Raw genomic sequence first — 23,683 nt, 5'->3', positions numbered from 1 at the left:
ATGACCTCGCTCACCAAGCTTACGCTGAAGGCCGCCCTCGACGGGCTGGCCGACAAGTCGTTCTCCTCGCAGGAACTGACCCAGGCCCACGTCGAGGCCGTCGCGGCCGCCAAGCCGCTGAACGCCTTCGTGCTCGAAACGCCGGAAAAGGCCATCGAGATGGCCAAGGCCTCCGACGCCCGCCGCGCCAAGGGCGAGGCCGGCGCGCTGGACGGCGCGCCGCTGGGCATCAAGGACCTGTTCTGCACCGAGGGCGTCCGCTCCACGGCCTGCTCGAACATCCTGGGCAACTTCATTCCGACCTATGAGTCGACCGTCACCGCCAATCTGTGGCGCGACGGGGCGGTGATGCTGGGCAAGCTGAACCTCGACGAATTCGCCATGGGCTCGTCCAACGAGACTTCGGCCTTCGGTCCGGTGATCAATCCGTGGCGCTCGGAAGGCTCCAACGCCAAGCTGACCCCGGGCGGCTCGTCCGGCGGTTCGGCCGCCTCGGTGGCCGCTGACCTCTGCCTGGGCGCCACGGCGACCGACACCGGCGGTTCGATCCGCCAGCCTGCCGCTTTCACCGGCACCGTGGGCATCAAGCCGACCTACGGCCGTTGCTCGCGCTGGGGCGTCGTCGCCTTCGCCTCGTCGCTCGACCAGGCCGGCCCGATCGCCAAGACCGTCGAGGACGCCGCCATCCTGCTGAAGTCGATGTCCGGCCACGACGCCAAGGACTCGACCAGCCTCGACATCGACGTGCCGGACTTCCCGAGCTTCGTCGGCAAGTCGGTCAAGGGCCTGCGGGTCGGCATTCCGAAGGAATACCGGGTCGACGGCATGCCGGCCGAGATCGAGAAGCTCTGGGAGCAGGGCATCGCCTGGCTCAAGGACGCCGGCTGCGAGATCGTCGAGGTCTCCCTGCCGCACACCAAATACGCGCTGCCAGCCTACTACATCGTGGCCCCGGCCGAGGCGTCCTCGAACCTGGCCCGCTATGACGGCATGCGGTTTGGCCTGCGCGAAGAGGGCGCCAACCTCACCGAGACCTACGAGAACACCCGCGCCGCCGGTTTCGGCCCCGAGGTGAAGCGCCGCATCCTGATCGGCACCTACGTGCTCTCGGCCGGCTATTACGACGCCTACTATCTGAAGGCGCTGAAGGTCCGCCGCCGCATCGCCGACGACTTCGACCAGGCCTTCGAGAAGGTCGACGCGCTGCTCACCCCCACCGCGCCGTCCGCGGCGTTCGGCCTGGGCGAGAACGCCGACGACCCGGTGGCCATGTACCTGAACGACATCTTCACGGTGACGGTGAACCTGGCGGGCCTGCCCGGCATGAGCATCCCCGCCGGCGTCGATGTGAACGGCCTGCCGCTTGGCCTGCAGCTGATCGGCAAGGCGCTGGACGAGGGGACCCTGTTCTCGCTCGGCGGCGCCATCGAGAAGGCCGCCGACTTCAAGGCCAAGCCCGCCAAGTGGTGGTAGATCGTTGAGAAGCCCTCCCTGACCGGGGAGGGCTTCCAACTATGCTGTCGCCAGCGATCCCACACGGGGCGGCGTCGCGGCCTCGTAGACGAACGGGCCGGTCATTTCCTTGAAGGCGAACAGCCGGAAGGCCCGCGCGCCGTCGAAATCCAACACCCGCAGGTCGTCGGTTTCGGAGAGGCCGCGCGCCACGATGTCGAAGTGCATGCCATAGCGTGCCTTGGCCAGGGCCGACGGGACGCTATAGGCGAGGAACTTGTCGACGCCCTTGGCGGCTAATTTCTCCAGCAGGGCAGGGTCTTCGATCGAGGCGTGGGAGGTGAGGATCACCACCGGCCCGCTGCCCGCGAACAGAATGAACACGTTCATGGCGCGCTCCATCTAGCGGTTGGCTCAGGCCGCCGGCCGGATCGCCGCCGGCCGTGCAGGGGCTGGCTTGTGCTCGCGGCCCTTGGCCAGTTGCAGTCCCAAGGCCGTGGTCCCGGCCAGGCCGCCCAGGTTCATCGTCTCGACCGCGCTCGACGGCACGATCACGATGGTCGAGTTCTGCTTCAGCCCCTCATAAAGCATGTTCATCGCCCGCAGATGGAAGGCGACGGGATCGTCGGTGTAGGTCAGTGCGGCTTCCTTGAATTTCGCGGCCACCTGACGTTCGGAATCGCCCAGGATGACCCGCGCCTGCCGTTCGCGCTCGGCCTGGGCCTGCATCGACATGGCGTCCTCCAGCGAGGCCGGGATCAGCACGTCCTTCAGTTCGACCGAGATGACCTCGACGCCCCAGGGCTGGCTACGGGCCTCGATGATCCGGCCCAGCTCGCGGCTGATCTTTTCGCGGCCCTCCAGCATGTCGGCCAGCATGGTCTTGCCGATCACGTCGCGCAGGGCGGTCTGCGAGGCCCAGGCGATGGCGTTGCTGAAGTCCTCGACGTCGAGCGCCGCCTTCTTCGGATCGACCACCTTCCAGAACAGCACCGCGTCAACGTCGACCGGGACGGTGTCCTTGGTCAGGGTCTTCTCGGCCTTGAAGGTCGAGGTGATCACCCGGATGTCGATCCAGTAGGCGATGGTGTCGATCAGCGGCACGATGAAGAACAGGCCCGGACCCCGCAGGGTCTGGAAGCGGCCCAGCCGCAGGACCACGGCGCGCTCCCACTGGCGGGCGACCTTGACGGCCGCGCCCACCAGCAGGGCGAGCGCCAGGAACAGGCCTGCGACCCAGAGCGCGGGCGTCGGACCGGCGCCGAGATAGGTCAGATAGGCCAACAACCAGCCGACGGCTGAGGTCAGGAGGAATAGGGTGGTGGGGATAGCGCCGGCCTGTCTCATCGGACCTGCCTCTTTCGGGGGCGCGGACGCCCCGGCGTCCGTTGCGTCGGGACCGGCCTTGGCGATTAAACGCCTGCGCCCTGGTCCAGGTTGCCGCCGAGCCTTCGAAGGCGTGCAGCAAAAAGCCCCGCCGGTGAGGACGGGGCTCTCGCTTCGACCAAGGTCGAACTTACTTCTTCAGCTTGTCCAGATCGGCTTGCAGGGCCTTGATCTGATCGTCGGTGATCGCGCCTTGGCTCATCGGCTGGACTTGCTTCAGGGTCATGCCCTTGAACTGGTCGTAGGCCTCATGGCTGGTGATGCCCGGCAGGTTCTTGTCCAGCGCGGCCTTGCCTTCCGGCGTGGCGGCGATGTCGGCGATCGGGGTGTCCCCGGCCGAGACGGCGGCGGCGGGAGTCTCGGCGAAGGCCGGAGCCGTGAGCGCGCCAAGGGAGAGCGACAGGCCAATGAGGCCTGCGGTGAGCAGCTTGTTCATCTGGGTGTTTCCTAATCCCCTAATTAAGGCGCGGATTTCAGCCCCTGTTCCGCGCGTCGTGCAAGGGATTTCACGCGTCCGACTTCCGCTCCGCCGCCAGGGGCGCTAGGAACGCGGCATGACCGATACGTCGAAATTGATCGCCGGCCGCACCGGCCAATGGGAAGTGGTTCTGGGCCTGGAGGTTCACGCCCAGGTGGCGTCGAACGCCAAGTTGTTCTCCGGCGCCGCCGTGGGATTTGGCGCGGGGCCCAATCAGCAGGTCTCGCTGGTCGACGCGGCCATGCCCGGCATGCTGCCGGTCATCAACCGTCACTGCGTCGAGCAGGCGGTGAAGACCGGGCTTGGCCTGGAGGCTAAGATCAATCTGAAGAGCCACTTTGACCGGAAGAACTATTTCTATCCTGACCTGCCGCAAGGCTATCAGATCAGCCAGTTCAAGGACCCGATCGTGGGCGAGGGCGTGGTCATCGTCGAACACGACGACGGCTCGACCTTCAACGTCCGTATCGAGCGCCTGCACCTGGAGCAGGACGCCGGCAAGTCGCTGCACGACCAGGACCCGAACTCGACCTATGTCGACCTGAACCGGGCCGGCACCGCCTTGATGGAAATCGTGTCGATGCCCGACATGCGTTGCTCCGCCGAGGCTGCGGCCTATGTGAAGAAGCTGCGCACGATCCTGGTCTATCTCGGCACCTGCGACGGCGACATGGAGAAGGGCAACCTGCGCGCCGACGTGAACGTCTCGGTCTGCCGCGTTGGCAACTATGAGAAGTTCCGCGAGACCGGCGACTTCAGCCACCTGGGCACGCGCTGCGAGATCAAGAACGTCAACTCCTACCGCTATATCCAGCAGGCCATCGAGTACGAGGCCCGCCGCCAGATCGAGATCATCGAGGACGGCGGCAAGATCGATCAGGAAACTCGCCTGTTCGATCCGACCAAGCTGGAAACCCGTTCGATGCGCTCCAAGGAAGAGGCGCACGACTATCGCTACTTCCCCGATCCCGACCTGCTGCCGTTGGAGCTCGACCCGGCGTGGGTGAAGGCGATCCAGGACTCGCTGCCCGAACTGCCGGACGCCAAGAAGGCGCGCTTGCAGTCGCAGTATGGCCTGACCGCCTATGACGCCGGCGTGCTGATCATCGAGCAGGCCAGGGCCGACTTCTTCGAGGAAGCGGCCAAGGGCCGTGACGCCAAGCTGGTCTCGAACTGGGTGACCAACGAACTGGCCGCCAAGCTGACGGCCGGCGGCCTGGACATCACCGACAGTCCGCTGAAGCCCGACGTGATCGCCGAGCTGGTGTCGCTGATCGAGGAGGACGTTATCTCCTCCAAGATCGCCAAGGACGTCTTCGAGCGCATGTGGGCCGGCGAGGGCCGTCCGCGTGAGATCGTGGAGAAGCAAGGGCTGCAACAGGTCTCCGACACCGGGGCGCTGGAGAAGATCATCGAGGACCTGATCGCGGCCAATCCGGGCCAGGCCGACTCGGTCAAGGAAAAGCCTCAGGCCATCGGCTGGTTCGTGGGCCAGGTGATGAAGGCCACCGGGGGCAAGGCCAACCCCGGAACGGTCAACCAGCTGCTGAAGTCCAAGCTGGGCATCTGATAGTCAAACGCCCCGGAGGAGACCTCCGGGGCGTTTTCATTCGGGCGGCTAAGAGCCGTTGACGATGATGTCGAAGATGATGCCGCTGGCGATGGCGGCCAGCAGATAGTCGTCTCCGACCCGGTACCAAGCATAGCCGCGCGGCGGCTGGCGCAGATGGTAGCGGTAGTAGTCGTTCACCACATAGCCGCGGTAGTAGGGCGGCAGCGACGAACCCCGGCGCCAGGCGGCGTAGCCTGGGCGATAGTAGGGATTGCCGTAATAGGCTTGCGGCGGCGGGCCGTAGTACCAGCGGTTGTTGTAGTAATAGCCGTTGTGGCGACCGCGATCCCAGTTGTTGTAGCTGCGGCGGTCGTCGCGGCGATCCCAATGGTCGCGACGGTCGTCCCGGCGGTCCCAGCGATCACCCCGGTCGCCCCGGCGATCATCACGCTCCCAGCGACCGCCGCGATCGCGGTCGCCGCGCCCGTCATGGCGGTCCCAGCGTTGCTCGTGGTTTCCGCGACCACGGCCGCGGTCGTCGTCGGCGAGGGCCGAGGTCGCGCTGAAGGCCATCGGGCCAGCGACGGCGGCCGCGACGGCGAGGCTTAAGATCAGGCGTTTCATGGCTAGGCCTCCAGGCTCAGCAGTTAGTGTCGTTGATACATAATTTGATCCGCCTTGCCTGAACTCGACCTGAACGAGGTTGTCAGCTTGGGCGCATGACGCCTCGCCACGGCTCTGGGGCGCGGAAAATATAGGATTCCGGATGCCGAGTTTTCCAGGCAGTAAGCGTCGCGAATAGTGATTGAGAACCCGTCGCACACGCTGAATTTTGGCGATTAACCCTATGTTTAGTGGGTATCGACTTTTCTATCCCTCATGAACGCCGGGATCGGAACCCAGAATGGGGACGGACCAGCGGGGCTAGGGAAACGAACTCATGCTTACGAGCGTGGAAAACGAAGGCGCGGAAGGGCTGCCGCTGCCGACACCGAATGCTTCGGGCGACGAGCTGTTCAAGATGGGGCTGCTCTATTCGACCGGACAGGGCGGCGCGCCGCTCGACTACGTGTCCGCCCACATGCTGTTCAACCTGGCCGCCATGCGCGGCTCGTTGGAAGCCAAGGTCTATCGCAAGGAACTGAGCCAGGAGATGGCGTCCGACGAGGTCGCCGAGGCTCAGCGTCAGGCCCGCGAGTGGCTGGCCACCGGCTGATCGCGTCGCGATCAGCTCTCGCTGCGTCTATTGAGCGACATTCTGCGCGCCGAGCGCGTAGCTGAAGCCGAATTGAATCGGCGACAGGTCCCGGAAGTACTGCTGCACGAACAGCGAGGCCTCGGCCACGCCGCTGCGCGGGACATAGACGATATCGAAGCGCCTTAAGGGAACCAGGTCCGCCTCGGCGTTCCTCAGGCCGCGGAACAGGTCGGCGCGCCGCATCATGCCGCGTCCGTCCGGTCCCCGGCGAATGATGTAGACCGCGCTGCGATCTGCCGTGGTCTTGAAATCCCCAGCCTGGATGATCGCGCGCAGGGCGTCGGCGTCGCCGGTCAGGTCGATGACCCCGGGATTGCCCACCTCGCCGCCGACAAAGATCTTCAGGGGCGCGGCCTTGGCGACCACATCGACCTGCGGGCGTAGAAGCTGGGTGGAGTAGGCCCGCGCCAGGCTCGCCTGAAGCTCGGGAATCGTCCGGTCCGCGGCCATCACGGCGGGAATCAGCGGCAGCGATATGCGCCCGTCGGGCTGCACCGTGACGGTCTTGTTGAGCTCCGGCGCCGAGGCCAGCGAAATCTCCAGCTCGTCGCCGGGATAGAACCGGTAGTCGGGCTCGTAGTCGCTCCAGCTGGCGTAGGGAATGTCGCCAAACGCTTGCGCAGCTTGGCGTGGCGCGGGTTCCCGCCACCGTCCCATCACGTCCATGGGCGGAGCGGACGGCATCGCGCATCCGGCCAAGGCCAGGCCGGCGCAAGCGGCGAGCACGGGTGCGGAGGAGCGCCTTCTGAGCATGGCCTAAAGGTTAAGGAGAATGGGTAACGGAGTGTTAATCGCAGGCCCCCAGGGTCCGGTCAGGGTTGGTTTGGTCGGGATTCCATGGTCGCGCAGGGCGGTTGGGCAGCACGGACGCAGGATGCAGCGCCATCCTCGCTTTGGACGGCGCGGCCGCGCTACGCCCTGACCGACTTCCCGACGCTGCTGTGGCGCGAGCGCTACCTGATGCTGGCGATATTCCTGGCGATTTTCGTGCTGGGCGTGCTGGCGGCGCTGAACATGAAGACCAGCTATGAAGCCTATTCCAGCGTGCTGGTGCGGCTGGGCCAGGAGTATGTCTACGAGCCGCGGGCCGGTGACGCCGGGCGAGGGGCGGTGCTTGATTCCGACCAGATGCTGCAATCGGAGACCGAGATCCTCGGCGCGGGGCAGCTCAAGCTGCGGGTGATCGAGCGGCTCGGCCTGTCGCGAACCTATCCTGAGCTCGCCACCAAGTACGCCAAGGCCTCCCCGGCCGACAAAAAGCTGATCATGGCGCTGGCCGCCCGCTCCATCGAGCAGGGTCTGAAGATCGAAACCGCGCCGGACACCCCGGTGGTGCGGATCGGGTTCAGCCACCAGGACCCGCAAACCGCGGCGCTGATCCTGAACACCCTGCTCGAGGAATATCTGATCTATCGGCGCTCGGTGCTGCTCGATCCGAGCTCTCCGGCTCTGGAGCAGCAGCGTCGGTTGTTCGAGAGCCGTCTGGCCGAGGCCGACGGCGCCTATGAGGACTTCCTCACCAACAACCGGATCGGCGATTTCGTCGCCGAGAAGACGTCGCTGTCGCAGCTGCAGGCGCAGATCGAGCAGCAGAAGTATCAGACCGACGCCCAGCTGCAGGACCGTATCGGCCGGTTGGCCGCTCTGAACGGCCAGTTCGGCGCCGTGGCGCGCGAGGTCGGCCTCTATCGCGACGTATCCAGCGCGCCGGGCGAGAAGCTCGTCACCCTCAAGCTGCAGCGGGAAGATCTGCTGTCGCGCTATCGCGCCGACGCGAGGCCCGTGCAGGAGTTGGACGCCCAGATCGCCCAACTGGAAGCCGGGATCGCGGCAGGGCGAACAGCGGGCGAGGGCGCTAAGCGCATCGGCGTCAATCCGGTCTATCAGACGCTGCAGACCGAGAAGATCCAGCTGACCTCGGAGGTCGGCGCCCTGAAGCAGTCCCAGGCGGCCTTGGCCGGCCAGATCGAGCAAGTGATGCAGCGCCGCCTGCGCCTGGCGCAGTTGGAGCCGCGGTTCCAGGAGCTCTCGCTCAACCGCGATGTCATGCAGGCCAATGTCCGCGACTTCACGGTCAAGGAAGAGCAGAGCCGCGCGGCGCAGGAGATCGCCGCCCTGACCAACGACAATATCCGAATCGTCCAGCGCGCCATCCCGCCGACCAAGGGCAAGAGCCTGCGGAAACCGGTGGTGGTGCTGGCCTTCCTGTTCGCTGGCTTCACCGCCCTCTGCGCGGGTTTGCTGCGGATGTTCCTGCGGCCGGGCATGCCGACGCCGCAATCGGCCTCGCGCACCCTGGACCTCCCGATCCTGGGCGCGGCCACGATGAAGGCGCGGTAGAAAGCTCCGCTTTGCGGTAGCCTTGGCCAACTCCGCGCGCAGCGATTCGAGACATGGTCGACCTGAACTCCGAGATGGCCGAACTGTGGGCGTCCCTCGGGCCGCCTGCGGCTGGTCGTGGGCGGGTGATCCAGATCACCGCCGCGCGCCGAGGCGAGGGCGTCTCGACCGTGGCGCGCGAACTCGCGCTCTATGTCGCCAAGGGCGCCGGGCGCTCGGTCTGGCTGGTTGACCTTGACCTGATGGCCGCGCCCCAGCACGCCGCGATCACCGCCGGCGCGGGACGCTATGGGGCGCTGTCGGCGCCGGCCCAGGCCAGCCCGGACGGTTCGATGTTCTTTACGGTCCAGCCGGCGGCGCGCACCGCCAGCGGCGATGTCTGGCCCGACGCCCATTATCTCGCCGCCCACCGGGTCGGCGCGGCGCGGTGGTGGGTGACGCGGTTCCAGCGCGAACGGCTGGTCGGCAGCCAGACCGTCCACATCCTGCCGACCGGCGACTATTGGAACGCCCTGCGCCGGTTCGCCGACGTGGTGATTGTCGACGGGCCCTCGCCCGAGCGGTCACGCGCGGCCCTGACCGTGGCGCCGTTCATGGATCAGACCGTGCTGGTGGTCGCCGCCGACCAGGCTGACGTCCGGGCCCCGGCCCAGCTACGCGACGCCGTCACCGCCGCCGGCGGGCACATGACCGGCCTGTTCTTCAATCGCGGCGTGGTGACGACGCCGGCATTCCTGAAGGCCATCCTGCCGTGACCCAGGCCGTCTTCGGCCGAGATGCGGCCGGGGAGGAGCCTGTTACGGCGTGGCGGTTGCTGACCATCGGCGCCGCGGCCCTGGTTTTCCTGATCTACAGCCAGTTCTGGGTGTTCCCGCTGCTGGGCGAGAGCGGCGACCCGGCGGCGAGCGGCATCGTGCGCATGCTGTACCTGCCGGCCTACGCCGCGACCCTGGGGCTGTGCGTCCTGTCGCCGCGCGAGACGCTGCTGGCCACCCTGCGCCAGCCGTTCCTGATCGTCCTGCTGCTGATCGTGGTGCTCTCGACCGCCTGGTCGGTGGCACCTGATCAAACCCTGCGCCGCGCGGTCGCCCTCTGTTTCACCACGCTGGGGGCCATCATCCTGGCCGCCCGCTATCGCTGGGAGACGCTGACCGAGATCCTGGCGGGCTGCTTTGCGCTACTGACCGTCATCGCGATCCTGGTCTCGCTGCTGGTCCCCTCGATCGGGGTGATGCACTCGCTGTTCCCGGGGGCCTGGCGCGGCGTCTGGCCGGAGAAGAACGCGCTGGGCGGGATCATGGCCCTGGGGTTCGTGGTGCTCGCGGCGGCGGCGGTGCTCAATCCCCGGCGGGCGCTGCTCTGGTCGGGCTTTGCGATCCTGGCCCTGTTCCTGGTGTTGATGTCGACCTCCAAGACCTCGCTGGTGTCGTTGATGCTGGGGTTCGGCGGCCTGATCTTCGTGGCCCTGGTGCGCCGAAATCCGGCGGCGGGGGTGACGACGATCTGGTTGGCGGTGCTGGGCGTGGCGATGGTGGCGGCGCTGTTCCTGTTCGCCTCGGACCTGTTCTTCAGCGTGCTGGGCAAGGACGCCACCTTCACCGGGCGGACCCAGATCTGGGACGCCGCCATGCGCCAGATCGAGCGGCGACCCTGGACAGGCTACGGCTACGGGGTCGTGTGGGATTTGAAGGGCGTCTGGGCGCCGCTGGCCGAGATCAGCCGGGACGCCGGGTTCGTGCCGATCCACGCCCATAACTCCTGGATCGAACAGTGGCTGGGACTGGGCGTGTTCGGGCTGGCGGCCTTCGCCATGATGTATTTTCAGACCGTGGTCCTGGCGGTGGTGGCGGTGTTCCGCGACCGGGGCGCCTATCTCGCTGTGCCGTTCCTGATGGTCTACAGCCTGATGACGCTGACGGAGAGCATCGCTGTCACCTTCCATGACTTCCGCTGGCTGCTGTTCGTGACGATCGCAGTCAAGCTGGCCTGGCCGGACCGGGAAATCTCGACCCCAAGCGCACGGCGGCGCTGAGCTAGACCGCCTCGGCGTAGAGCGCGGCTCGATAGAGCCGCATGGCGAAGGCGCGGCTGGAGAGCGGGGCGCCCTCGGTCAGGGCGTAGCGCTTCAGCATCGGCCGCCAGAGGCCGCGCAGCGGGGCCCGCTTCAGGACCTTGGCGGCGCGGTAGCTGGGATAGGTCGCGACCACCGCCGGATGGGCGGCGATGACGCGCGCGAAGTTCGCGGCCGACTGCTCATACTTGGCGGCCATGGCCCCAGCGGTGTCGAGACCTAGGTGGGTGGCGGTGTTGTCGAGGTGCAGGATCGGCCAGCGGCGGGCGACGCGCATGCCCCATTCGACGTCCTCCCAACCCCAGCCGGCGAAGCTCTCGTCGAAGGCCTCGGCCTGGAACACGTCGCGGCGCACCAGCAGGTTGGAGGTGAAGACGTGCTTCTCCGGGTTCAGCGCCCGGACCTCGGCGCCCAGGCAGTCGCTGTGAGACGCCATCGCCCGGTGCAGCGCCTGGTCGCGGCGCGCGGGAACCTGTTTCAGCGAGAACCCGCCGAAGGCCACTGGTGGGTCGGCCTCGGCGACGAGGTTCAGCCAGTGGCCGAGGAAGTGGGGATCGTCCGGCAGCATGTCGCTGTCGAGAAACAGGAAGCGGTCGGCGCGGGCGTGGGAGACCAGGCGGTTGCGGCCCTTGGAGCGTCCTTCGTTACGCGCCAGGCGGACAAACCGTGCGGGTAGAGGCAGGGCCGCGATGGCGGCCTCGACCTTGGCGGCGAGGTCGGCGTTATCGGAGCCGTCGTCCAGAATGACGATCTCCGCCGCGCAGGTTTCGCGCGCCAGCGCTGCGAGCAGCGGGGTCGGATCGTCGCCCTTGAACGGAATGAGGACCGAAAGCTTGGCCTGGTTTCGCGCCCAGGCGGCGTTGTCGAACAGGGTCACGGTCTGGGTCATGTCGCGTTCCGGGCGCGTAGGGTGCGCAGGACGGCTTCGGCTCGGCTGCGGAACTCGCCGGCGTCGACCAGGTAGACGATCAGGCCATAGACGGCGGCCCCGGCAGCGGCTTTGGCGATCAACTCCGGCAGGCCGCCAAGGGCTGGAATACGGCTGACGACCAGGGCCATCAGCGCCGCCGCGCCGACCGCCTGGGCCAGGGTCAGCCAGGGGAGGGGCAAGGGGAGCGAGCGGCGGCCGAGGATGGCGGCCGTCAACAGGCCCAGCGCGTAGCTGGCTAGCGTCGCCCAAAGGGCGCCGTGCAAGCCGAACCGCGGGATCAGGATGATGTTGAGGATGATGTTGGCGATGACCGGCGCCGCCATGGCCAGCAGCAGCAGGCTGGTGCGCTGGCTGAGAATGAAGGCCTGGTTGAAGTAGTAGGTGGTCAGGCCGGCCAGCAGGCCGCTCAGAGCGATCCACGGGGTGACCTGGGCGGCGCTGTCGGCCAGGCCGTCGCCGACCATCAGGTGCGACAGCGGGGCCGCCACCAGGGCCAGGCCGACCGCCGCGGGCACGGTGAGCAGGATCATCAGCGAGGCCTGCTCGCGGGCTGCGGTGATCAGCTCGTCGCGGCCGCCGCGCTCCAGGGCCATGACCAGGGCCGGGCCGCCCGCGGCGCCGAGCCAGATGAAGGCCACGTCGAGGGTGCGGTTGGCGAGGCTGTAGCCGGCGTGATAGGCGCCGACCGCGGCTTCATCGAGGAAGGCGGCCAGCAGGAAACGGTCGGTGCTGGACAGGATCAGCGAGAGGATCAGGGACAGCGCCAGCGGAACTCCGTACTGGGCGTGTCGCTGCAGGCGGACCGCTTCGAAGCGCCCGCCCTTGGCCTTGCCGATCTCGGAGCGGAAACACCAGACAGCGCAGATCAGCGATGCGAACCCAAAGCCGGCGAGCGGTCCCGCGCCGCCCCAGCCGGCCCAGACAAGGCCGGCGCCGATCATGAAACCGCCGAGAGTCTGGACAAGGTCGATCGTCGCCGAGCCGCCGACCTCGCCGGCCGCGCGGCGGCGTTCCTGGGCGAGCTTGGCGAAGGTCCTGGGCAGGACCGCGGCCAGGCCGGCGACGATCGCCAGCTTCAGGCCGCTGTTCAACGGCAGGGCCAGGGCGACGATGCAGGCCAATGGCACGGCGGCCAGCAGGATCAGCCAGGTCCGATAGATCGCCGCGGCATGGTCGGCGCCGCCGTCGCGTAGGTCTTCGCTGGGCCAGTAGCGGGCCATCGCCGCTTCGTTCCAGGTGAAGACCGAGGTGTGAACCAGGCTCATCACGGCGAAGCCGATGGCGTAGTCGCCAAACTGCCCTGGGGTCAGCAGGCGTGTGAAGGTGACGATCGTGAGCAACCCCACGAGCCCCTGCACAATGTTGACCGGCAAGTAGCCGATCACGCCCCGCCAGAACATCGAGCCGCCCTTCTGCACGTCGCAGGCGCGCCCGTTCTGGGGCCGCCTGGCGAGGAGAATGGCCCGAAGACCTGTTGCAAACCGTTAAGGGGGCGGGGCTTGGCGCCCCTAGCGGACCGTCTCGGAGTCGCCCAGCAGGCAGGGCACGGTCATGAACATGATGTAGAGGTCGAGCCAGAACGACTGGCGCTCGATGTACTCGACGTCCAGGGCCACCCGGGCGCGCACCAGTTCCGGCGTATCGACGGCGCCGCGCGAACCGTTGATGGCCGCCCAGCCGGTCATGCCGGGCTTCATGCGGTGGCGGTGCGCATACTCGCTCACCAGGCGTGAGCTTTCGACTTGGCCGGTCTTCATCCCGATGGCGTGCGGACGCGGCCCGACCAGCGACATCTCGCCCGTCAGCACGTTGATCAGCTGCGGCAGCTCGTCGAGGCTGGTCTTGCGGATGAAGGCGCCGACCTTGGTGACCCGGTCGTCTCCGACGCTGATCTGGCGCGCGGCCTTGGCGTCCTCGGCGTCGGTCCGCATCGAGCGGAACTTCCAGACGACGATTTCCTCATTGTTGAAACCGTGGCGACGTTGCCGGAAGAAGATCGGGCCGGGGCTGTCGAGCTTCACCGCGGCGGCGACCATCAGCATGATCGGCGCGGCGATGAATAGGGCGAGCGAGCCGACGACGATGTCCTGGGCGCGCTTGGCGATCGCCTTGCCCTGATCGATCTGATCGCCCGAGATGCGGGTCAGTGGAATGTTGGCGATCCGGTCGATGGCCTCGGCTTCGTCGGCCTCGCCGTCCTGATCGAGCAGCAGCGTGATCTCGTTGGGGAGAACGATCAGCCGTTCCAGCAGGTTGTGCACCCGGTCACGCGCGCCCGAGGGCACGGTCAACACGATCCGGTCCACGTAAGGCATGATGCGGTGCGCGAGCAGTTCGTCGGTGCCGCCCAATAGCGGGACGCCGTGCAACTGCGGCGGATTGTCGGATACGCGGTCATCGAACACGCCCAGCACATTGGCCTCGCGGGTGTCGAGAACCGCGGCGATCAGGCGTTCGGCGGCCCCGGTGGCCCCGACGACGACCAGGTTGGGGGTCAGCCGGCCGTTGGCGCGCCAACGTTTGACATTTAGCCACCAGACCCCGTGCGCGGCGGCGACCGCCAGGAAGGCCATCGGGGTCCAGACCCCGAGCGAGGCCGCCAGCATCACCACGCCAACAAAGTGGGTCAGGATCGCAAAGCACATGGCGACCGCCACGGCGAAGCAGACCGTCACGCGCATGAGATGGGTTGCGAGATCTTCGCGCCGACCGAACTTGTAGCAGTCGAACAACCGCAGGCTGGCGAAGGTGGCGACGGCCGCGCCGCCATAGATCAGCAAGACATTGGCACCGTGGGTCAGCGCCGCGGCCATGACGCCGCCCAGGATCAAGGCCAGGGCGTCGCCGGCCTGGAAGAACCTGGTCAGCACCCGGCCCGAGAGCCTCAAGCGGGTGGGAGTCAGCCTTTCAGGGCGCAGCGGGCCCCGCCGGTCACGGCCGGGCGCGGCCCACTCAGCCGCCGAAACGTCGGCCTGTCGCCTAGCGCGACGGTCGGGCGAGTGGTTTGGCGTGAGGTCGACGACGGAGGACATTGGGGACCGGTAGTTGAGAAGATGCCACGCGACTTTGACATACCGGCCCTATGCGAGCCGTTAACGTCGGTGGCGCGGCCATATACTCCTTGTACTATTCCTGCAAACCTTACGGCGCGATTTGTCAAAAGTTGAACGCGCCGAGCAATCATGATGAATGAATAGTGGACGGACGACTACCGTCATCGGTCGCGATGCTTAAAATTTTACAATCAACCAGCAGGCGAATTTCTCAGCGGCGCACCCGGGAGCGAGCCGCGCCAGCGATTTCTGCAATCGCGGCCGCCACTACCTCTGGGCGATCATTCATCATCATGTGCGAACTGTTGGCGACTTGCCGCTCCACACCCCGTGTGGAGCGGTCCGCGAGCTCCTGATGCAGCCGCTGCCATAGGCTTTGGACGGCGCCGCGGGCGGGCTCGGGCGCACTGGAATAGGTCCCCTCGGCGGTGAGCACGATGAGCGGCAACTCGCCATAGGATTGTCTCCCATCGCTGAGTTGCATCGATGTCGAGGTCCACAGGGTGTCCAACTCCGACAGCTTGGTCCGCCACGTCGAGGCGCGGATGCTTTCAGCCATGCGTGCGGCGGCGACGCTGGCGGGCTGATTTTGCGAAGCGCGGTCGGAGCAGCGGGCCAGGCCCGGTTCGCTTGAGGGCAGCAGGTCTTGTTCGGCTGCGGCCAGGCAGCGGGCCGCCACCGCCTTGAGCGGGGCCACGCTGCCGGCGCCTGGTCCGAATTCGGCGGCGAATCGTTGCTCCTGATATTCCACCGAGGGATCGACCAGCACCATGCCCACGACCTCGCGCGGTCGGCGGTTGGAGAACAGGCGCACATAGAGCGCGCCGGCCGAGTGCCCGACGAGGATGAAGGGGCCGCTGATCCTGGCCGCGCGCAATCCGCGATCGAGATCGCGGGCGATCGCCGCGCCGTCGCGGGGCAGGGGCCCCGGATCGCTGAAGCCGTAGCCGGCGCGATCATATGTACAGACGCGGTTGGTCTTGGCGACCAGCGCCCGAACTCGCGACCAAGCCAGCGAGGTGGCGGCGTAGCCGCCTTCGAGGATCACGGTGGGCGCGCCTTGCCCGGAACATCGGAAATTCAGCCGGCGGCCGTCTGGAAGCCGGGCCAGAAGGCCTGGATGCGCCGAGATCTCATTGGGCGGGACCGGGGCGGCCAGGGAGGTCGTGCCGGTCAGCGTCGCGGCGACGGCCAAGGCGACGATCCAGGATCTGCACTTGATTTCCATGCTGGTTCTCAAGCCTCGAGCGATCGGAACGCCCTGTCTATGGAGCGGGGTGGAGCGGCGCAACCGTAGCGATTTCCGCGCGTTGCCACCTAAAGGCGTGGCGCTTGGTCGAGCGGCCGATAGCGCGCGCCTGATGGTTGTCAGGAACAAGTCGAGGGATCTGTGGCCGATCAAACCCTATCGCAGTCCGGCGAGAATTCGCCTGAACACGTCGCCTATCGGCTGATGGAACGCATCGCCGATGTTGAAGGGATCTCGCTCTCGCGGACCGGCAACGAGAAGCTGGCGACCCGCAAATGGATCCTCGACACCTATGCCGAGAGCGTGGACGCCGTTCGGGCGAACCGACGCTACAGCAAGCCCCAGACCTGACCAGAGGGTCAGCAAGGGGAGCGCGCCGCTGGTCGATGCGCTCCCCCTGCCTCTCGCCGACGCCCTGAGGGGGCCGGCTGCGCGCACTGCACGATGGGCTCGTTTTGGTGCGCGAGTGTCTCGTATCGGCGTTCGCTGCAACAGCCGTGCCGGGCCGCATCATCGACTTCGTCGGCGCGGGTTTGCGGGCGTGCGGCGCGCGCCGCACTTGCCCTGGCCTAGGTTTTTTCCGGCATGGCCAACGCCTCGCCCTTCATAGGAGGGGCGGTGTCTTTCTATCGGCAGGCAGACAATCCACCTTTATCGCCTAAGCCCCGTTGCTCCGGGCATAGGGTTTCGGTTATGGAGTGCGACCCGATTTGGAGCGCTCGCCGTCGAACGACTGCGAACACCCCGGCCGGGCGGGAGACAACCCGCAAAAACGCTGGTGACGTGGCCGAGTGGCTGAAGGCAACGGTTTGCTAAATCGTCATACGTGAAAGCGTATCCAGGGTTCGAATCCCTGCGTCACCGCCATTTTCCTTCCAATTTGAGCCGCCGAGCGGCTTCGGCGCGCCAAGGCCGTCGACTCGGTCCAGCGAAGCCTGGATCATGCGCAGGCGTGAGCGCGGGGGAGGCCCATGAACATCGAAGAGCGACAGTTCCGCTTCGAGGCCGCCGACGGCGCCTCGATCGCCGCATACTGCTGGGCGGCGGCGGGCGTGGAGCCCAGGGCGATCGTGCAGATCGCTCATGGAATGGGCGAGCACGCCCGGCGCTACCCCGGACCGCTGGCGCCGTTGATGACGGCGGGGTTCGTGCTCTATGCCGAGGATCACCGTGGTCACGGCTACACCGCCCCCAGCAAGGAGGCGCTCGGCGACTTCGGCGAGAATGGAGCTGAGGCGGTCATCGAGGACATCGCCCGGCTCACGGCCATCGCGCGGGCCGAGCATCCAGGCCTGCCGCTGATCCTGCTGGGCCACAGCCTCGGATCGTTTTTCGCCCAAGCCTACGTCTTCGATCATGGCGACGAGATCGACGGACTGGTCCTGTCGGGAACCGCCGCATTCGGCGACAGGACCGGCGCGGCCAAGTCGCTGGACCAGATCGGCGACGAGGGCGAGACGCCCCGCACGCCCTTTGACTGGCTCTCGCGCGATGAGGCGGAGGTGGACGCCTATATCGCCGATCCCCTGTGCGGATTCTCCAGGCAGGCCAGCAGCGCAGGGAGTTTCGCACGTGTGGCGGCGCGGCTGAAGGACGAGGGCGAGATCGCCAAGATCCCGAAAAGCCTGCCGATCTATGTGTTCGTCGGTGACAAGGACCCGATCAACCAGGATTTGGCGCTGCTGACGCCGCTGATTGATCGCTACCGCGCGGCGGGCCTCCAGGACCTGGACGTGAAGATCTACCCAGGCGGTCGCCACGAGATGCTCAACGAGACCAATCGCGCCGAGGTCGTCGCCGATCTGCTGACCTGGCTCACGCGCGTGACGAGCTAGGCCCCTTCAGACCTTGTCCTCGGGCGGGGCCTGGCCTTCGCTGGCTGGGGCGTTCAGCGGGTTCTGGGCGTCGCGTTGGGTGCGCCAGTCAGCGAAGCTCCTGCCGAACTCGTCCTGACGCTGGCTGCGGAAGATCCGGTACTCGGCGTCGTACTTCTGGTGCTGCTCGGCGCGCCAGAAGGCGTAGTCGCGATCATGGCCGTGAAGCTGCTCTTCACGCCAGGTCAGGTACTCAGGGTCGAACTCGGTGTTGGCGTGGGGGTGGTAGGCGTAGTCGGCGGGAGGGCCGAACTCTCGAATGCCCGGGTCGCGGCGGTCCAGCGGCTGATCGCCATAGGGCGCGTCCTCGTAGCCTGACGGCGGGTGACGATGGCGCTGACGGCGCTGGTGCTGGCTGGGGAGTGATTCCCGATAGCCGTGGGCCTCGATGCCGTACTCCTGGCCGCCATGCGGTCCCTCCAGGCTGTAGTAGCCGCGGGTGAGGGCGTCTTCGTAGTCGGCGGGCAGGGCCGGCGCGGGTTCGGAGCCATTGGCTTCGAAACGGGCGCGCCGCCACGGCGGTCGCTCCAGATGAGCCCGGTGGCTGGGGGACGGACCATAGGATCGGGCGTCGGCGCCGTAGTAGCGCGCCTGATCGGAGGAGTAGCGGCCCTCCTCGCCGAAGCTGCGGGGACCGTGATCGGCTCGGCGCTCGTCCCGCGCCTCAGCTTCACGCCATCGGCGTTCGTCGCGAGGGTCTTCGGGGTGGTGATCGCGATGGGGCATGGCGCGGGTCCTCCACAGGCTCCTCGGAGAAACGACGGGGCGATGCGCCTGTTCCGACGAAGCCGAATAAGCCGCAGGCCAAGCGGCGCGGAGGCCGCTAGATTGCCGTGGATGCGTCCAGTCCTGATTTTTCTTCCGCCCCTCATCCTATGCCTTGCCGGTTCGGCCCACGCCGTCGACCGCGGCAGCACCCAGCGCGACGAAGGCTTTCGCGGCGCGGTGACCGCGCCGCTCGAAGATCTGAACATCAAGCAGGACGACATTCCCGATGTGCTGAGGCGCGCGGTCGCCGATCCCTACGATGTCGGCGAGCTTGGCCGTTGCGAGGCGATCGCCGGCGAGATCGGGAAGCTGGACGCCGCGCTTGGCCCGGACCTGGACGAGGCGCCGGCGCCGGACGAGCGTACGCGCCTGCAGAAGGTCGGCGCGCAGGCCAAGGCCGCCGCCGTCGCGGGCGTGCGGGGTGAAACCCAGGATCTGCTGCCGTTCCGGGGCTGGGTGCGGAAACTCACGGGGGCCGACCAGCATCGCAAGGTGGTCGAGGCGGCGATCAAGGCCGGCGGCATACGGCGCGGCTATCTGAAGGGCGTGGGCATGCGCATGAACTGCGCCCCGCCCGCCGCGCCCAGTTGGTTCGTGCCGGAGAAGCCCGCCAGCCCGCAGTCCTGGTTTGCAGGGCTGTGGGAGGCGTTGGCGGGCTGGTTCAAAGGCCTGCTGGCGGTCTTCAGGGTTAGTTGACGCCCGCCGCCGCGAGGATCGCGGCCAGGCCCACGCTCATCCCGCGCACGCTCGGGCCCTTTTCGACGTCGATCCATTCTTCGAGCGAATGCGCCCGGCCGCCGGTTCCGCCCGAACCGATGGTGATCGCCGGCACGCCCTTGGCCATCGGCGCATTGGCGTCGGTCGAGGAGGCGTTGAAGGTGGGCGTGAAGCCGAGGGCGGTGATCGCCGCGGCGGTGTCGGTCACGAGCGGGGCGGTCAGAACCGTCTGACCGGCCGGGCGGTCGCCGATCGAGGTCAGCTCGGCGCTGACCGGGCCAAAGCGGGTCGAGCGGGCCTTGTTCTCGCCGGCCACGGCCTCGTCCACGATCGTCTTGAAGCGGGTTTCGAGCTTGGCCAGCTCGACCGGGTCGGCCGAGCGCATGTCGAACTCGGTGAACACCTTGTCGGGGATAGCGTTGACCGACGTGCCGCCGCCGGTGACGGAGGCCGAATAGGTCACCTTCGGATCGGTCGGAACCTGGACGGTGTAGAGGTCGGCGACGGCCTTGCCCATGGCGGCCATCGGATTGACGATCCCGAACGCGCCATAGCTGTGGCCGCCCGGACCCTTGAAGGTGGCGCGATAGCGCTTCGAGCCGACGCCGATGTGGGTGATCTGGCTGGGGTCGAGGCCGTCGACCGAGAAGAACGCCTTGGTGCGATCCTTGTACTTGCCCTGACCGAAGAAGTAGCGGACGCCGCGCAGGTCGCCTGCGCCTTCCTCGCCCACCGTGCCGACGAAGAGGATGTCGCTCTTGGTGCTGATCTTGGCTGCGTCGAGCGCGCGGACCCAGGCGAGCAGCACGGCCAGCGCCCGCGTGTCGTCGGCGATGCCCGGCGCATAGAGCTTGGTCCCTTCGCGGCGGACCTTCACGTCGGTTCCTTCCGGAAAGACGGTGTCCAGGTGGGCCGACACCACGACCACGGGGCCCGGCTTGGTCCCCTTGCGCAGGCCCATCACATTGCCCTCGGCGTCGGTCTCGACGTTGGTCAGGCCGTGTGCTTCCAGCATCGCGCGATAGACCTTGCCTCGGGCGGTCTCCTTGAAGGGCGGGGCCGGGATCTCGGTCAGGGTCACGATGTCGGCCACCGTGCGCTCATGCTCGCGATCCAACGTGGCCTGGGCCGCCTTGAAGGCCGGGCTGCCGACGATCTTGGCCGCTCCTCCGTTCGGCGCCGCCACGGCGGGCGAGGCGAGAAGAGCGGCGAGCAGGGCGGCGGCGGGCAGTGAGCGAGGCATGGAATATCCGGTCGGAGCTGAGTCGGCCGGCATAGTAGCGGTGGGGCGCGGCGCGGCTAGGCCCGGTTGGCCGCCGGGGCGTCCTGGGCCATCACATCGGCGGCGTCGGCGGCGTCCATGATCTTCAGCAGGCGGGCGCGGGCCCGGTTGACGCGGCTCTTGATGGTGCCGAGCGCGCAGCCGCAGATCCCGGCGGCCTCCTCGTAAGACAGCCCCGCGGCGCCCACGAGGATCAGGGCCTCGCGGTGTTCGTCCGGCAATTGGGCCAGCCCAGCCTGCAGGGCGCGCACGGCGACGCTCCAATCCTGGGTCGGCGGCGAGCTGAGATTGTTGGCGTACTCGCCGGTCTCGTCACGGACTTCGCGGCGTCGACGGATGACCTGCGTGTAGTAGGTGTTGCGCAGGATCGTGAACAACCAGGCCCGCAGATTGGTGCCGGGCTCGAACTTGTCGCGGTTGGTCCAGGCCTTGATCAGGGTGTCCTGGACCAGGTCGTCGGCGTCCGAACCGTTGTGGCTCAAGGACCAAGCGAAGGCGCGGAGGGCGGGGATCATCGCCACGACGTCATTGCGCCAATCACTTTCGTTGCTCATGCTGGCCTCGATCGGCACGGTCGCCCGTCAGGCGAATCTCGCGCTTCGACGGCTTTTCAACGCGCCCTTGCTTCAACCGTTCCGGCTTGCGTTCCGTCGCCGACACCCCAGATTTCCGGAACTGCGTACAGGTTGCGGCGTTCTGGCCGGGACCAGCTGCAACCCCGTCGCGAGACCAGCGGCGTCCATGATCTGATAAACGAAGTGGAGCGGCCGATGGCGTCACACGACGAGGCGAGACTGGCCCCGGCCCCGCTCAGGGCGACACAGGCTCGCGATCCGGGCGCCCGCTACCGCCGTGTGCGGCAGGCGACCCTGGGCCTGACGGCGCATCTTTCGGCGGAGGACCAGTCGGCTCAGTCCATGCCCGACGCCAGCCCGGCCAAGTGGCACCTGGCCCATACGACCTGGTTCTTCGAGACCTTCCTGCTGGGGCCGCACCTGCCAGGCTACGCGCCGTTCGACCCCGCCTACGCCTATCTGTTCAATTCCTACTATGAGGCGCTGGGCCCGCGTCAGCCGCGCCCCGAACGCGGGCTGCTGACCCGCCCCTCGCTGGCGCAGGTCCTGGCCTATCGCGGCCATGTCGACGAGGGCATGGCCAAGCTGTTGGCCGGCGGCGTCGAGGACTTCACCGACCTGTTGGACCTGGGCCTGGCGCACGAGGAACAGCATCAGGAGCTGATCCTGATGGATATCTTGCACCTGTTCGCCCAGTCGCCGTTGAAGCCCGCCTATGCGCCAGCGCCGGCCCTGCCGGTCGGACGCGATCCGGGCGCGGCGGCGGCGACCCTCTTCGACGGCGGATTGGTGGACATCGGTCACGACGGCGACGGGTTCGCCTTCGATAACGAGGGCCCCAGGCATCGCGCCTATCTGAAGCCCTATCGCCTGGCCGACCGGTTGGTGACCAACAGCGAGTGGCTGTCGTTCATGGCCGACGGCGGGTATCGCCGGCCGGAACTCTGGCTCTCGGAAGGCTGGGCCCGCGTCCAGGCCGAGGGCTGGACCGCGCCGCTCTACTGGGAGGAGGGCGACATCGGCTGGCTGGCCATGACGCTGCAGGGCCGCCGCGCCTTGGCGCCGCACGCTCCGGTGACGCACATCAGCTTCTACGAGGCCGACGCCTATGCGACCTGGGCCGGCGCGCGCCTGCCGACCGAGGCGGAGTGGGAGCATGCCGCGTCCGGTTTGCAGGTGGCCGGAAACCTGCTGGAGCAGGGCCAGCTTGGCCCCGCCGCCGCCAAGTCCGCCGCCGGCCTGCGCCAGATGTTCGGCGATGTCTGGGAATGGACTCGCAGCGCCTATGGCCCCTATCCCGGCTTCCACCCGGCGGCCGGCGCGGTCGGCGAATACAATGGCAAGTTCATGATCGGCCAGATGGTGCTGCGCGGCGGTTGTTGCGTGACGCCCGACGGCCACATTCGCCCCAGCTACCGCAATTTCTTCCATCCGCATCAGCGGTGGATGTTCTCGGGTCTGCGCCTGGCTTGGGACGCTGATCGGGACCAAGCGCCGAGCGAGGGCTTTGAAGCCGATGTGCTGGACGGGCTTTCGCGGCCGCGGAAGGAGCTGCCGGCGAAATACTTCTACGACGCGGAGGGCTCGCGGCTGTTCGAGGCGATCACCGAACTGCCGGAATACTATCCGACCCGCACTGAGCTTGCCTTGTTGAAGGAACGTGTGCCGGAGATGGCCGCGGCCATCCCTAAGGGTGCGGCGCTGGTCGAGTTCGGCAGCGGCGCCAGCACCAAGACGCGCCTGCTGCTCGACGCCGCGCCGCAGCTTGGCGTCTATGTCCCCATCGACATCAGCAAGTCGGCGCTCGACGCGGCGGCCCAGGCCATCGCGGCGGACTATCCCGGCCTGCCGGTGGCGCCGCTGGTCGACGACTTCACCACGGCCCTGGCCTTGCCCTCGCAAGCCGCGGGCCGGCCGCATGTTGGCTTCTTCCCGGGATCCACGATCGGCAACTTCCGGCCAGGCGAAGTGGTGGCCTTCCTGGCCGGCGCCAAACGGCTGCTGGGCGAAGGGGCGGGGTTTCTGGTCGGGATCGATCTGGCGAAGGACGAGCAGACCCTGGTCGCGGCCTATGACGACGCGCAGGGCGTCACGGCGGCGTTCAATCTGAACCTGCTGGTCAGGATCAATCGAGAGCTTGGCGGGGATTTCGATCTCGCGGCCTTTGAGCATCGCGCGATCTGGAACGCGGCCGAGAGCCGCGTGGAGATGCATGTGGTCAGCCGTATCGACCAGAGCGTGAGCGTCGCCGGCCGGGCATTCCGGTTCGCGGCCGGCGAAACCATCCACACGGAAAACTCCTACAAGTTCACCGTCGAGGGCTTCGCCGAGCTTGCCCGGCAGGCAGGGTGGAAGCTGGAGCGGTGCTGGGAAAGCCCCGCTCCGAGCTTCGCGATGGTGCTCCTGCGAGCTTAGCTTTCCAGGCGTTCGCCGCGGGTGCGGCCGCCGCCCCGAGAGGACTCGCCGCCCTTGCGCCCCGCTGAGGCGGCCAGGTCGCGGTCCTTCGCGAAGCTGCGTTTTTCGCCGGGCACGCTGGCCCCGCCCTTGCGCGCGATCTCGCGGCGGCGTTCGGGATTCATAGCGGCGAATCCGCGACGGGATTTCGGCTTGGCGTTGGGGTCAAGATCCATGAGCGGTTCCTCTTTGCGTCAACCGTTGGGGAGAGGGCGGTGACGCCACTGCTTCCGTTACGGTCAA

23 protein-coding genes and 1 tRNA gene are annotated in these 23,683 nt (G+C 67.4%); 11 read left to right on the top strand and 13 right to left on the bottom strand.

What is annotated here, in order from left to right; genetic code table 11:
* Entirely contained in the window at positions 1-1,473 is a 1,473-nt protein-coding gene (gatA, locus tag ASE02_RS12955) for an Asp-tRNA(Asn)/Glu-tRNA(Gln) amidotransferase subunit GatA (protein WP_056734779.1), read from the top strand.
* 39 nt (positions 1,474-1,512) lie between these two features.
* Here the strand turns inward: gatA and ASE02_RS12950 are convergent, their stop codons facing one another.
* From ASE02_RS12950 to ASE02_RS12940, 3 genes are all read right to left on the bottom strand, one after another.
* Positions 1,513-1,842: a hypothetical protein gene (locus ASE02_RS12950; RefSeq protein ID WP_056734967.1), complete on the bottom strand. Its 330-nt coding sequence runs from the start codon at positions 1,840-1,842 to the stop codon at positions 1,513-1,515.
* A 24-nt stretch (positions 1,843-1,866) separates the two neighbouring features.
* Positions 1,867-2,799 carry a slipin family protein gene (locus ASE02_RS12945; RefSeq protein ID WP_056734778.1) on the bottom strand — a complete coding sequence of 311 codons (933 nt, stop codon included), beginning with the start codon at positions 2,797-2,799 and terminating at the stop codon, positions 1,867-1,869.
* Positions 2,800-2,968: 169 nt separating this feature from the next.
* On the bottom strand, positions 2,969-3,274 hold the full coding sequence (locus ASE02_RS12940; RefSeq protein WP_056734775.1) for a hypothetical protein: 306 nt from the start codon (positions 3,272-3,274) through the stop codon (positions 2,969-2,971).
* A 118-nt stretch (positions 3,275-3,392) separates the two neighbouring features.
* Between ASE02_RS12940 and gatB the strand changes: the two genes are divergently transcribed.
* Positions 3,393-4,886: an Asp-tRNA(Asn)/Glu-tRNA(Gln) amidotransferase subunit GatB gene (gene gatB / locus ASE02_RS12935; protein WP_056734773.1), complete on the top strand. Its 1,494-nt coding sequence runs from the start codon at positions 3,393-3,395 to the stop codon at positions 4,884-4,886.
* Between the two features lie 48 nt (positions 4,887-4,934).
* Here gatB and ASE02_RS12930 read toward each other — a convergent pair whose 3' ends face one another.
* The gene (locus ASE02_RS12930; protein WP_056734771.1) at positions 4,935-5,492 is read right to left on the bottom strand and encodes an RcnB family protein; all 558 of its coding nucleotides are present in this window, start codon (positions 5,490-5,492) and stop codon (positions 4,935-4,937) included.
* A gap of 316 nt (positions 5,493-5,808) precedes the next feature.
* On the opposite strand from ASE02_RS12930, the gene ASE02_RS12925 reads away from it, so the two are divergent.
* Positions 5,809-6,084 (top strand): sel1 repeat family protein, encoded by a 276-nt coding sequence (locus ASE02_RS12925; protein WP_056734769.1) that lies wholly within the window; start codon positions 5,809-5,811, stop codon positions 6,082-6,084.
* Between the two features lie 27 nt (positions 6,085-6,111).
* Here ASE02_RS12925 and ASE02_RS12920 read toward each other — a convergent pair whose 3' ends face one another.
* The gene (locus ASE02_RS12920) at positions 6,112-6,810 is read right to left on the bottom strand and encodes a polysaccharide biosynthesis/export family protein (protein ID WP_056734964.1); all 699 of its coding nucleotides are present in this window, start codon (positions 6,808-6,810) and stop codon (positions 6,112-6,114) included.
* A 153-nt stretch (positions 6,811-6,963) separates the two neighbouring features.
* Between ASE02_RS12920 and ASE02_RS12915 the strand changes: the two genes are divergently transcribed.
* Genes ASE02_RS12915 through ASE02_RS12905 form a run of 3 tightly spaced genes read left to right on the top strand, consistent with a single transcriptional unit; the run spans position 6,964 to position 10,498 of the window.
* The gene (locus ASE02_RS12915; RefSeq protein ID WP_056734767.1) at positions 6,964-8,466 is read left to right on the top strand and encodes a lipopolysaccharide biosynthesis protein; all 1,503 of its coding nucleotides are present in this window, start codon (positions 6,964-6,966) and stop codon (positions 8,464-8,466) included.
* Positions 8,467-8,519: 53 nt separating this feature from the next.
* Positions 8,520-9,221 (top strand): hypothetical protein, encoded by a 702-nt coding sequence (locus ASE02_RS12910; protein ID WP_056734765.1) that lies wholly within the window; start codon positions 8,520-8,522, stop codon positions 9,219-9,221.
* Positions 9,218-10,498, top strand: coding sequence for an O-antigen ligase (locus tag ASE02_RS12905; RefSeq protein WP_235536689.1), 1,281 nt, complete (start codon positions 9,218-9,220; stop codon positions 10,496-10,498). Before ASE02_RS12910 ends, ASE02_RS12905 begins: the two co-directional genes overlap by 4 nt.
* 1 nt (position 10,499) lies before the next feature.
* Here ASE02_RS12905 and ASE02_RS12900 read toward each other — a convergent pair whose 3' ends face one another.
* The 4 genes from ASE02_RS12900 to ASE02_RS12885 form a co-directional block, all read right to left on the bottom strand.
* A complete protein-coding gene (locus ASE02_RS12900; protein ID WP_056734761.1) occupies positions 10,500-11,426 on the bottom strand; it encodes a glycosyltransferase family 2 protein in 927 nt (308 codons plus the stop codon).
* Positions 11,423-12,886: a lipopolysaccharide biosynthesis protein gene (locus tag ASE02_RS12895; RefSeq protein WP_304438360.1), complete on the bottom strand. Its 1,464-nt coding sequence runs from the start codon at positions 12,884-12,886 to the stop codon at positions 11,423-11,425. The genes ASE02_RS12900 and ASE02_RS12895 overlap by 4 nt, the downstream gene beginning before the upstream one ends.
* A 90-nt stretch (positions 12,887-12,976) precedes the next feature.
* A complete protein-coding gene (locus ASE02_RS12890) occupies positions 12,977-14,356 on the bottom strand; it encodes an exopolysaccharide biosynthesis polyprenyl glycosylphosphotransferase (RefSeq protein ID WP_304438359.1) in 1,380 nt (459 codons plus the stop codon).
* Positions 14,357-14,732: 376 nt separating this feature from the next.
* A complete protein-coding gene (locus tag ASE02_RS12885; protein ID WP_056734757.1) occupies positions 14,733-15,749 on the bottom strand; it encodes an alpha/beta fold hydrolase in 1,017 nt (338 codons plus the stop codon).
* A gap of 162 nt (positions 15,750-15,911) precedes the next feature.
* Here ASE02_RS12885 and ASE02_RS12880 point away from each other — a divergent pair, with 162 nt between their 5' ends.
* The 3 genes from ASE02_RS12880 to ASE02_RS12870 all read left to right on the top strand — a co-directional run bounded on the left by ASE02_RS12880 (position 15,912) and on the right by ASE02_RS12870 (position 17,605).
* Positions 15,912-16,121 carry a hypothetical protein gene (locus ASE02_RS12880; protein ID WP_056734755.1) on the top strand — a complete coding sequence of 70 codons (210 nt, stop codon included), beginning with the start codon at positions 15,912-15,914 and terminating at the stop codon, positions 16,119-16,121.
* Between the two features lie 426 nt (positions 16,122-16,547).
* Positions 16,548-16,637: transfer RNA gene (locus ASE02_RS12875), tRNA-Ser, on the top strand.
* Positions 16,638-16,741: 104 nt separating this feature from the next.
* On the top strand, positions 16,742-17,605 hold the full coding sequence (locus tag ASE02_RS12870) for an alpha/beta fold hydrolase (RefSeq protein WP_056734754.1): 864 nt from the start codon (positions 16,742-16,744) through the stop codon (positions 17,603-17,605).
* 6 nt (positions 17,606-17,611) lie between these two features.
* Here ASE02_RS12870 and ASE02_RS12865 read toward each other — a convergent pair whose 3' ends face one another.
* Positions 17,612-18,370, bottom strand: coding sequence for a hypothetical protein (locus tag ASE02_RS12865; RefSeq protein WP_056734752.1), 759 nt, complete (start codon positions 18,368-18,370; stop codon positions 17,612-17,614).
* Between the two features lie 111 nt (positions 18,371-18,481).
* On the opposite strand from ASE02_RS12865, the gene ASE02_RS12860 reads away from it, so the two are divergent.
* Positions 18,482-19,108: a hypothetical protein gene (locus ASE02_RS12860; RefSeq protein WP_056734750.1), complete on the top strand. Its 627-nt coding sequence runs from the start codon at positions 18,482-18,484 to the stop codon at positions 19,106-19,108.
* Here the strand turns inward: ASE02_RS12860 and ASE02_RS12855 are convergent.
* Positions 19,101-20,372, bottom strand: coding sequence for a M20/M25/M40 family metallo-hydrolase (locus tag ASE02_RS12855; RefSeq protein ID WP_056734961.1), 1,272 nt, complete (start codon positions 20,370-20,372; stop codon positions 19,101-19,103). The two genes, ASE02_RS12860 and ASE02_RS12855, sit on opposite strands and share 8 nt — an antisense overlap.
* A 56-nt stretch (positions 20,373-20,428) precedes the next feature.
* Positions 20,429-20,965 (bottom strand): sigma-70 family RNA polymerase sigma factor, encoded by a 537-nt coding sequence (locus ASE02_RS12850; RefSeq protein ID WP_056734959.1) that lies wholly within the window; start codon positions 20,963-20,965, stop codon positions 20,429-20,431.
* A gap of 216 nt (positions 20,966-21,181) precedes the next feature.
* Here ASE02_RS12850 and egtB point away from each other — a divergent pair, with 216 nt between their 5' ends.
* Entirely contained in the window at positions 21,182-23,401 is a 2,220-nt protein-coding gene (egtB, locus tag ASE02_RS12845) for an ergothioneine biosynthesis protein EgtB (protein WP_056734748.1), read from the top strand.
* Here the strand turns inward: egtB and ASE02_RS12840 are convergent.
* Complete coding sequence (locus ASE02_RS12840; protein ID WP_056734746.1) at positions 23,398-23,616, bottom strand: general stress protein; 219 nt, start codon at positions 23,614-23,616, stop codon at positions 23,398-23,400. The two genes, egtB and ASE02_RS12840, sit on opposite strands and share 4 nt — an antisense overlap.
* Positions 23,617-23,683: the final 67 nt, after the last annotated feature.

Origin of the sequence: Phenylobacterium sp. Root700, assembly GCF_001429025.1 — a bacterium.
GTDB lineage: Bacteria > Pseudomonadota > Alphaproteobacteria > Caulobacterales > Caulobacteraceae > Phenylobacterium.
The sequence above is the reverse complement of the archived record's forward strand: the minus strand, read 5'-3'. Positions and strand labels throughout refer to the sequence as shown.

What these genes read in the sequence shown, in the direction of transcription:
- ASE02_RS12950 (WP_056734967.1), bottom strand. Translation starts at nt 1,842, where the DNA reads ATGAACGTGTTCATTCTGTTCGCGGGCAGCGGGCCGGTGGTGATCCTC.
- ASE02_RS12925 (WP_056734769.1), top strand. Translation starts at nt 5,809, where the DNA reads ATGCTTACGAGCGTGGAAAACGAAGGCGCGGAAGGGCTGCCGCTGCCG.
- ASE02_RS12840 (WP_056734746.1), bottom strand. Translation starts at nt 23,616, where the DNA reads ATGGATCTTGACCCCAACGCCAAGCCGAAATCCCGTCGCGGATTCGCC.
- ASE02_RS12945 (WP_056734778.1), bottom strand. Translation starts at nt 2,799, where the DNA reads ATGAGACAGGCCGGCGCTATCCCCACCACCCTATTCCTCCTGACCTCA.
- ASE02_RS12930 (WP_056734771.1), bottom strand. Translation starts at nt 5,492, where the DNA reads ATGAAACGCCTGATCTTAAGCCTCGCCGTCGCGGCCGCCGTCGCTGGC.
- ASE02_RS12910 (WP_056734765.1), top strand. Translation starts at nt 8,520, where the DNA reads ATGGTCGACCTGAACTCCGAGATGGCCGAACTGTGGGCGTCCCTCGGG.
- ASE02_RS12900 (WP_056734761.1), bottom strand. Translation starts at nt 11,426, where the DNA reads ATGACCCAGACCGTGACCCTGTTCGACAACGCCGCCTGGGCGCGAAAC.
- ASE02_RS12915 (WP_056734767.1), top strand. Translation starts at nt 6,964, where the DNA reads ATGGTCGCGCAGGGCGGTTGGGCAGCACGGACGCAGGATGCAGCGCCA.
- ASE02_RS12920 (WP_056734964.1), bottom strand. Translation starts at nt 6,810, where the DNA reads ATGCCGTCCGCTCCGCCCATGGACGTGATGGGACGGTGGCGGGAACCC.
- ASE02_RS12860 (WP_056734750.1), top strand. Translation starts at nt 18,482, where the DNA reads ATGCGTCCAGTCCTGATTTTTCTTCCGCCCCTCATCCTATGCCTTGCC.
- gatB (WP_056734773.1), top strand. Translation starts at nt 3,393, where the DNA reads ATGACCGATACGTCGAAATTGATCGCCGGCCGCACCGGCCAATGGGAA.
- ASE02_RS12850 (WP_056734959.1), bottom strand. Translation starts at nt 20,965, where the DNA reads ATGAGCAACGAAAGTGATTGGCGCAATGACGTCGTGGCGATGATCCCC.
- ASE02_RS12865 (WP_056734752.1), bottom strand. Translation starts at nt 18,370, where the DNA reads ATGCCCCATCGCGATCACCACCCCGAAGACCCTCGCGACGAACGCCGA.
- gatA (WP_056734779.1), top strand. Translation starts at nt 1, where the DNA reads ATGACCTCGCTCACCAAGCTTACGCTGAAGGCCGCCCTCGACGGGCTG.
- ASE02_RS12870 (WP_056734754.1), top strand. Translation starts at nt 16,742, where the DNA reads ATGAACATCGAAGAGCGACAGTTCCGCTTCGAGGCCGCCGACGGCGCC.
- ASE02_RS12940 (WP_056734775.1), bottom strand. Translation starts at nt 3,274, where the DNA reads ATGAACAAGCTGCTCACCGCAGGCCTCATTGGCCTGTCGCTCTCCCTT.
- ASE02_RS12855 (WP_056734961.1), bottom strand. Translation starts at nt 20,372, where the DNA reads ATGCCTCGCTCACTGCCCGCCGCCGCCCTGCTCGCCGCTCTTCTCGCC.
- egtB (WP_056734748.1), top strand. Translation starts at nt 21,182, where the DNA reads ATGGCGTCACACGACGAGGCGAGACTGGCCCCGGCCCCGCTCAGGGCG.
- ASE02_RS12885 (WP_056734757.1), bottom strand. Translation starts at nt 15,749, where the DNA reads ATGGAAATCAAGTGCAGATCCTGGATCGTCGCCTTGGCCGTCGCCGCG.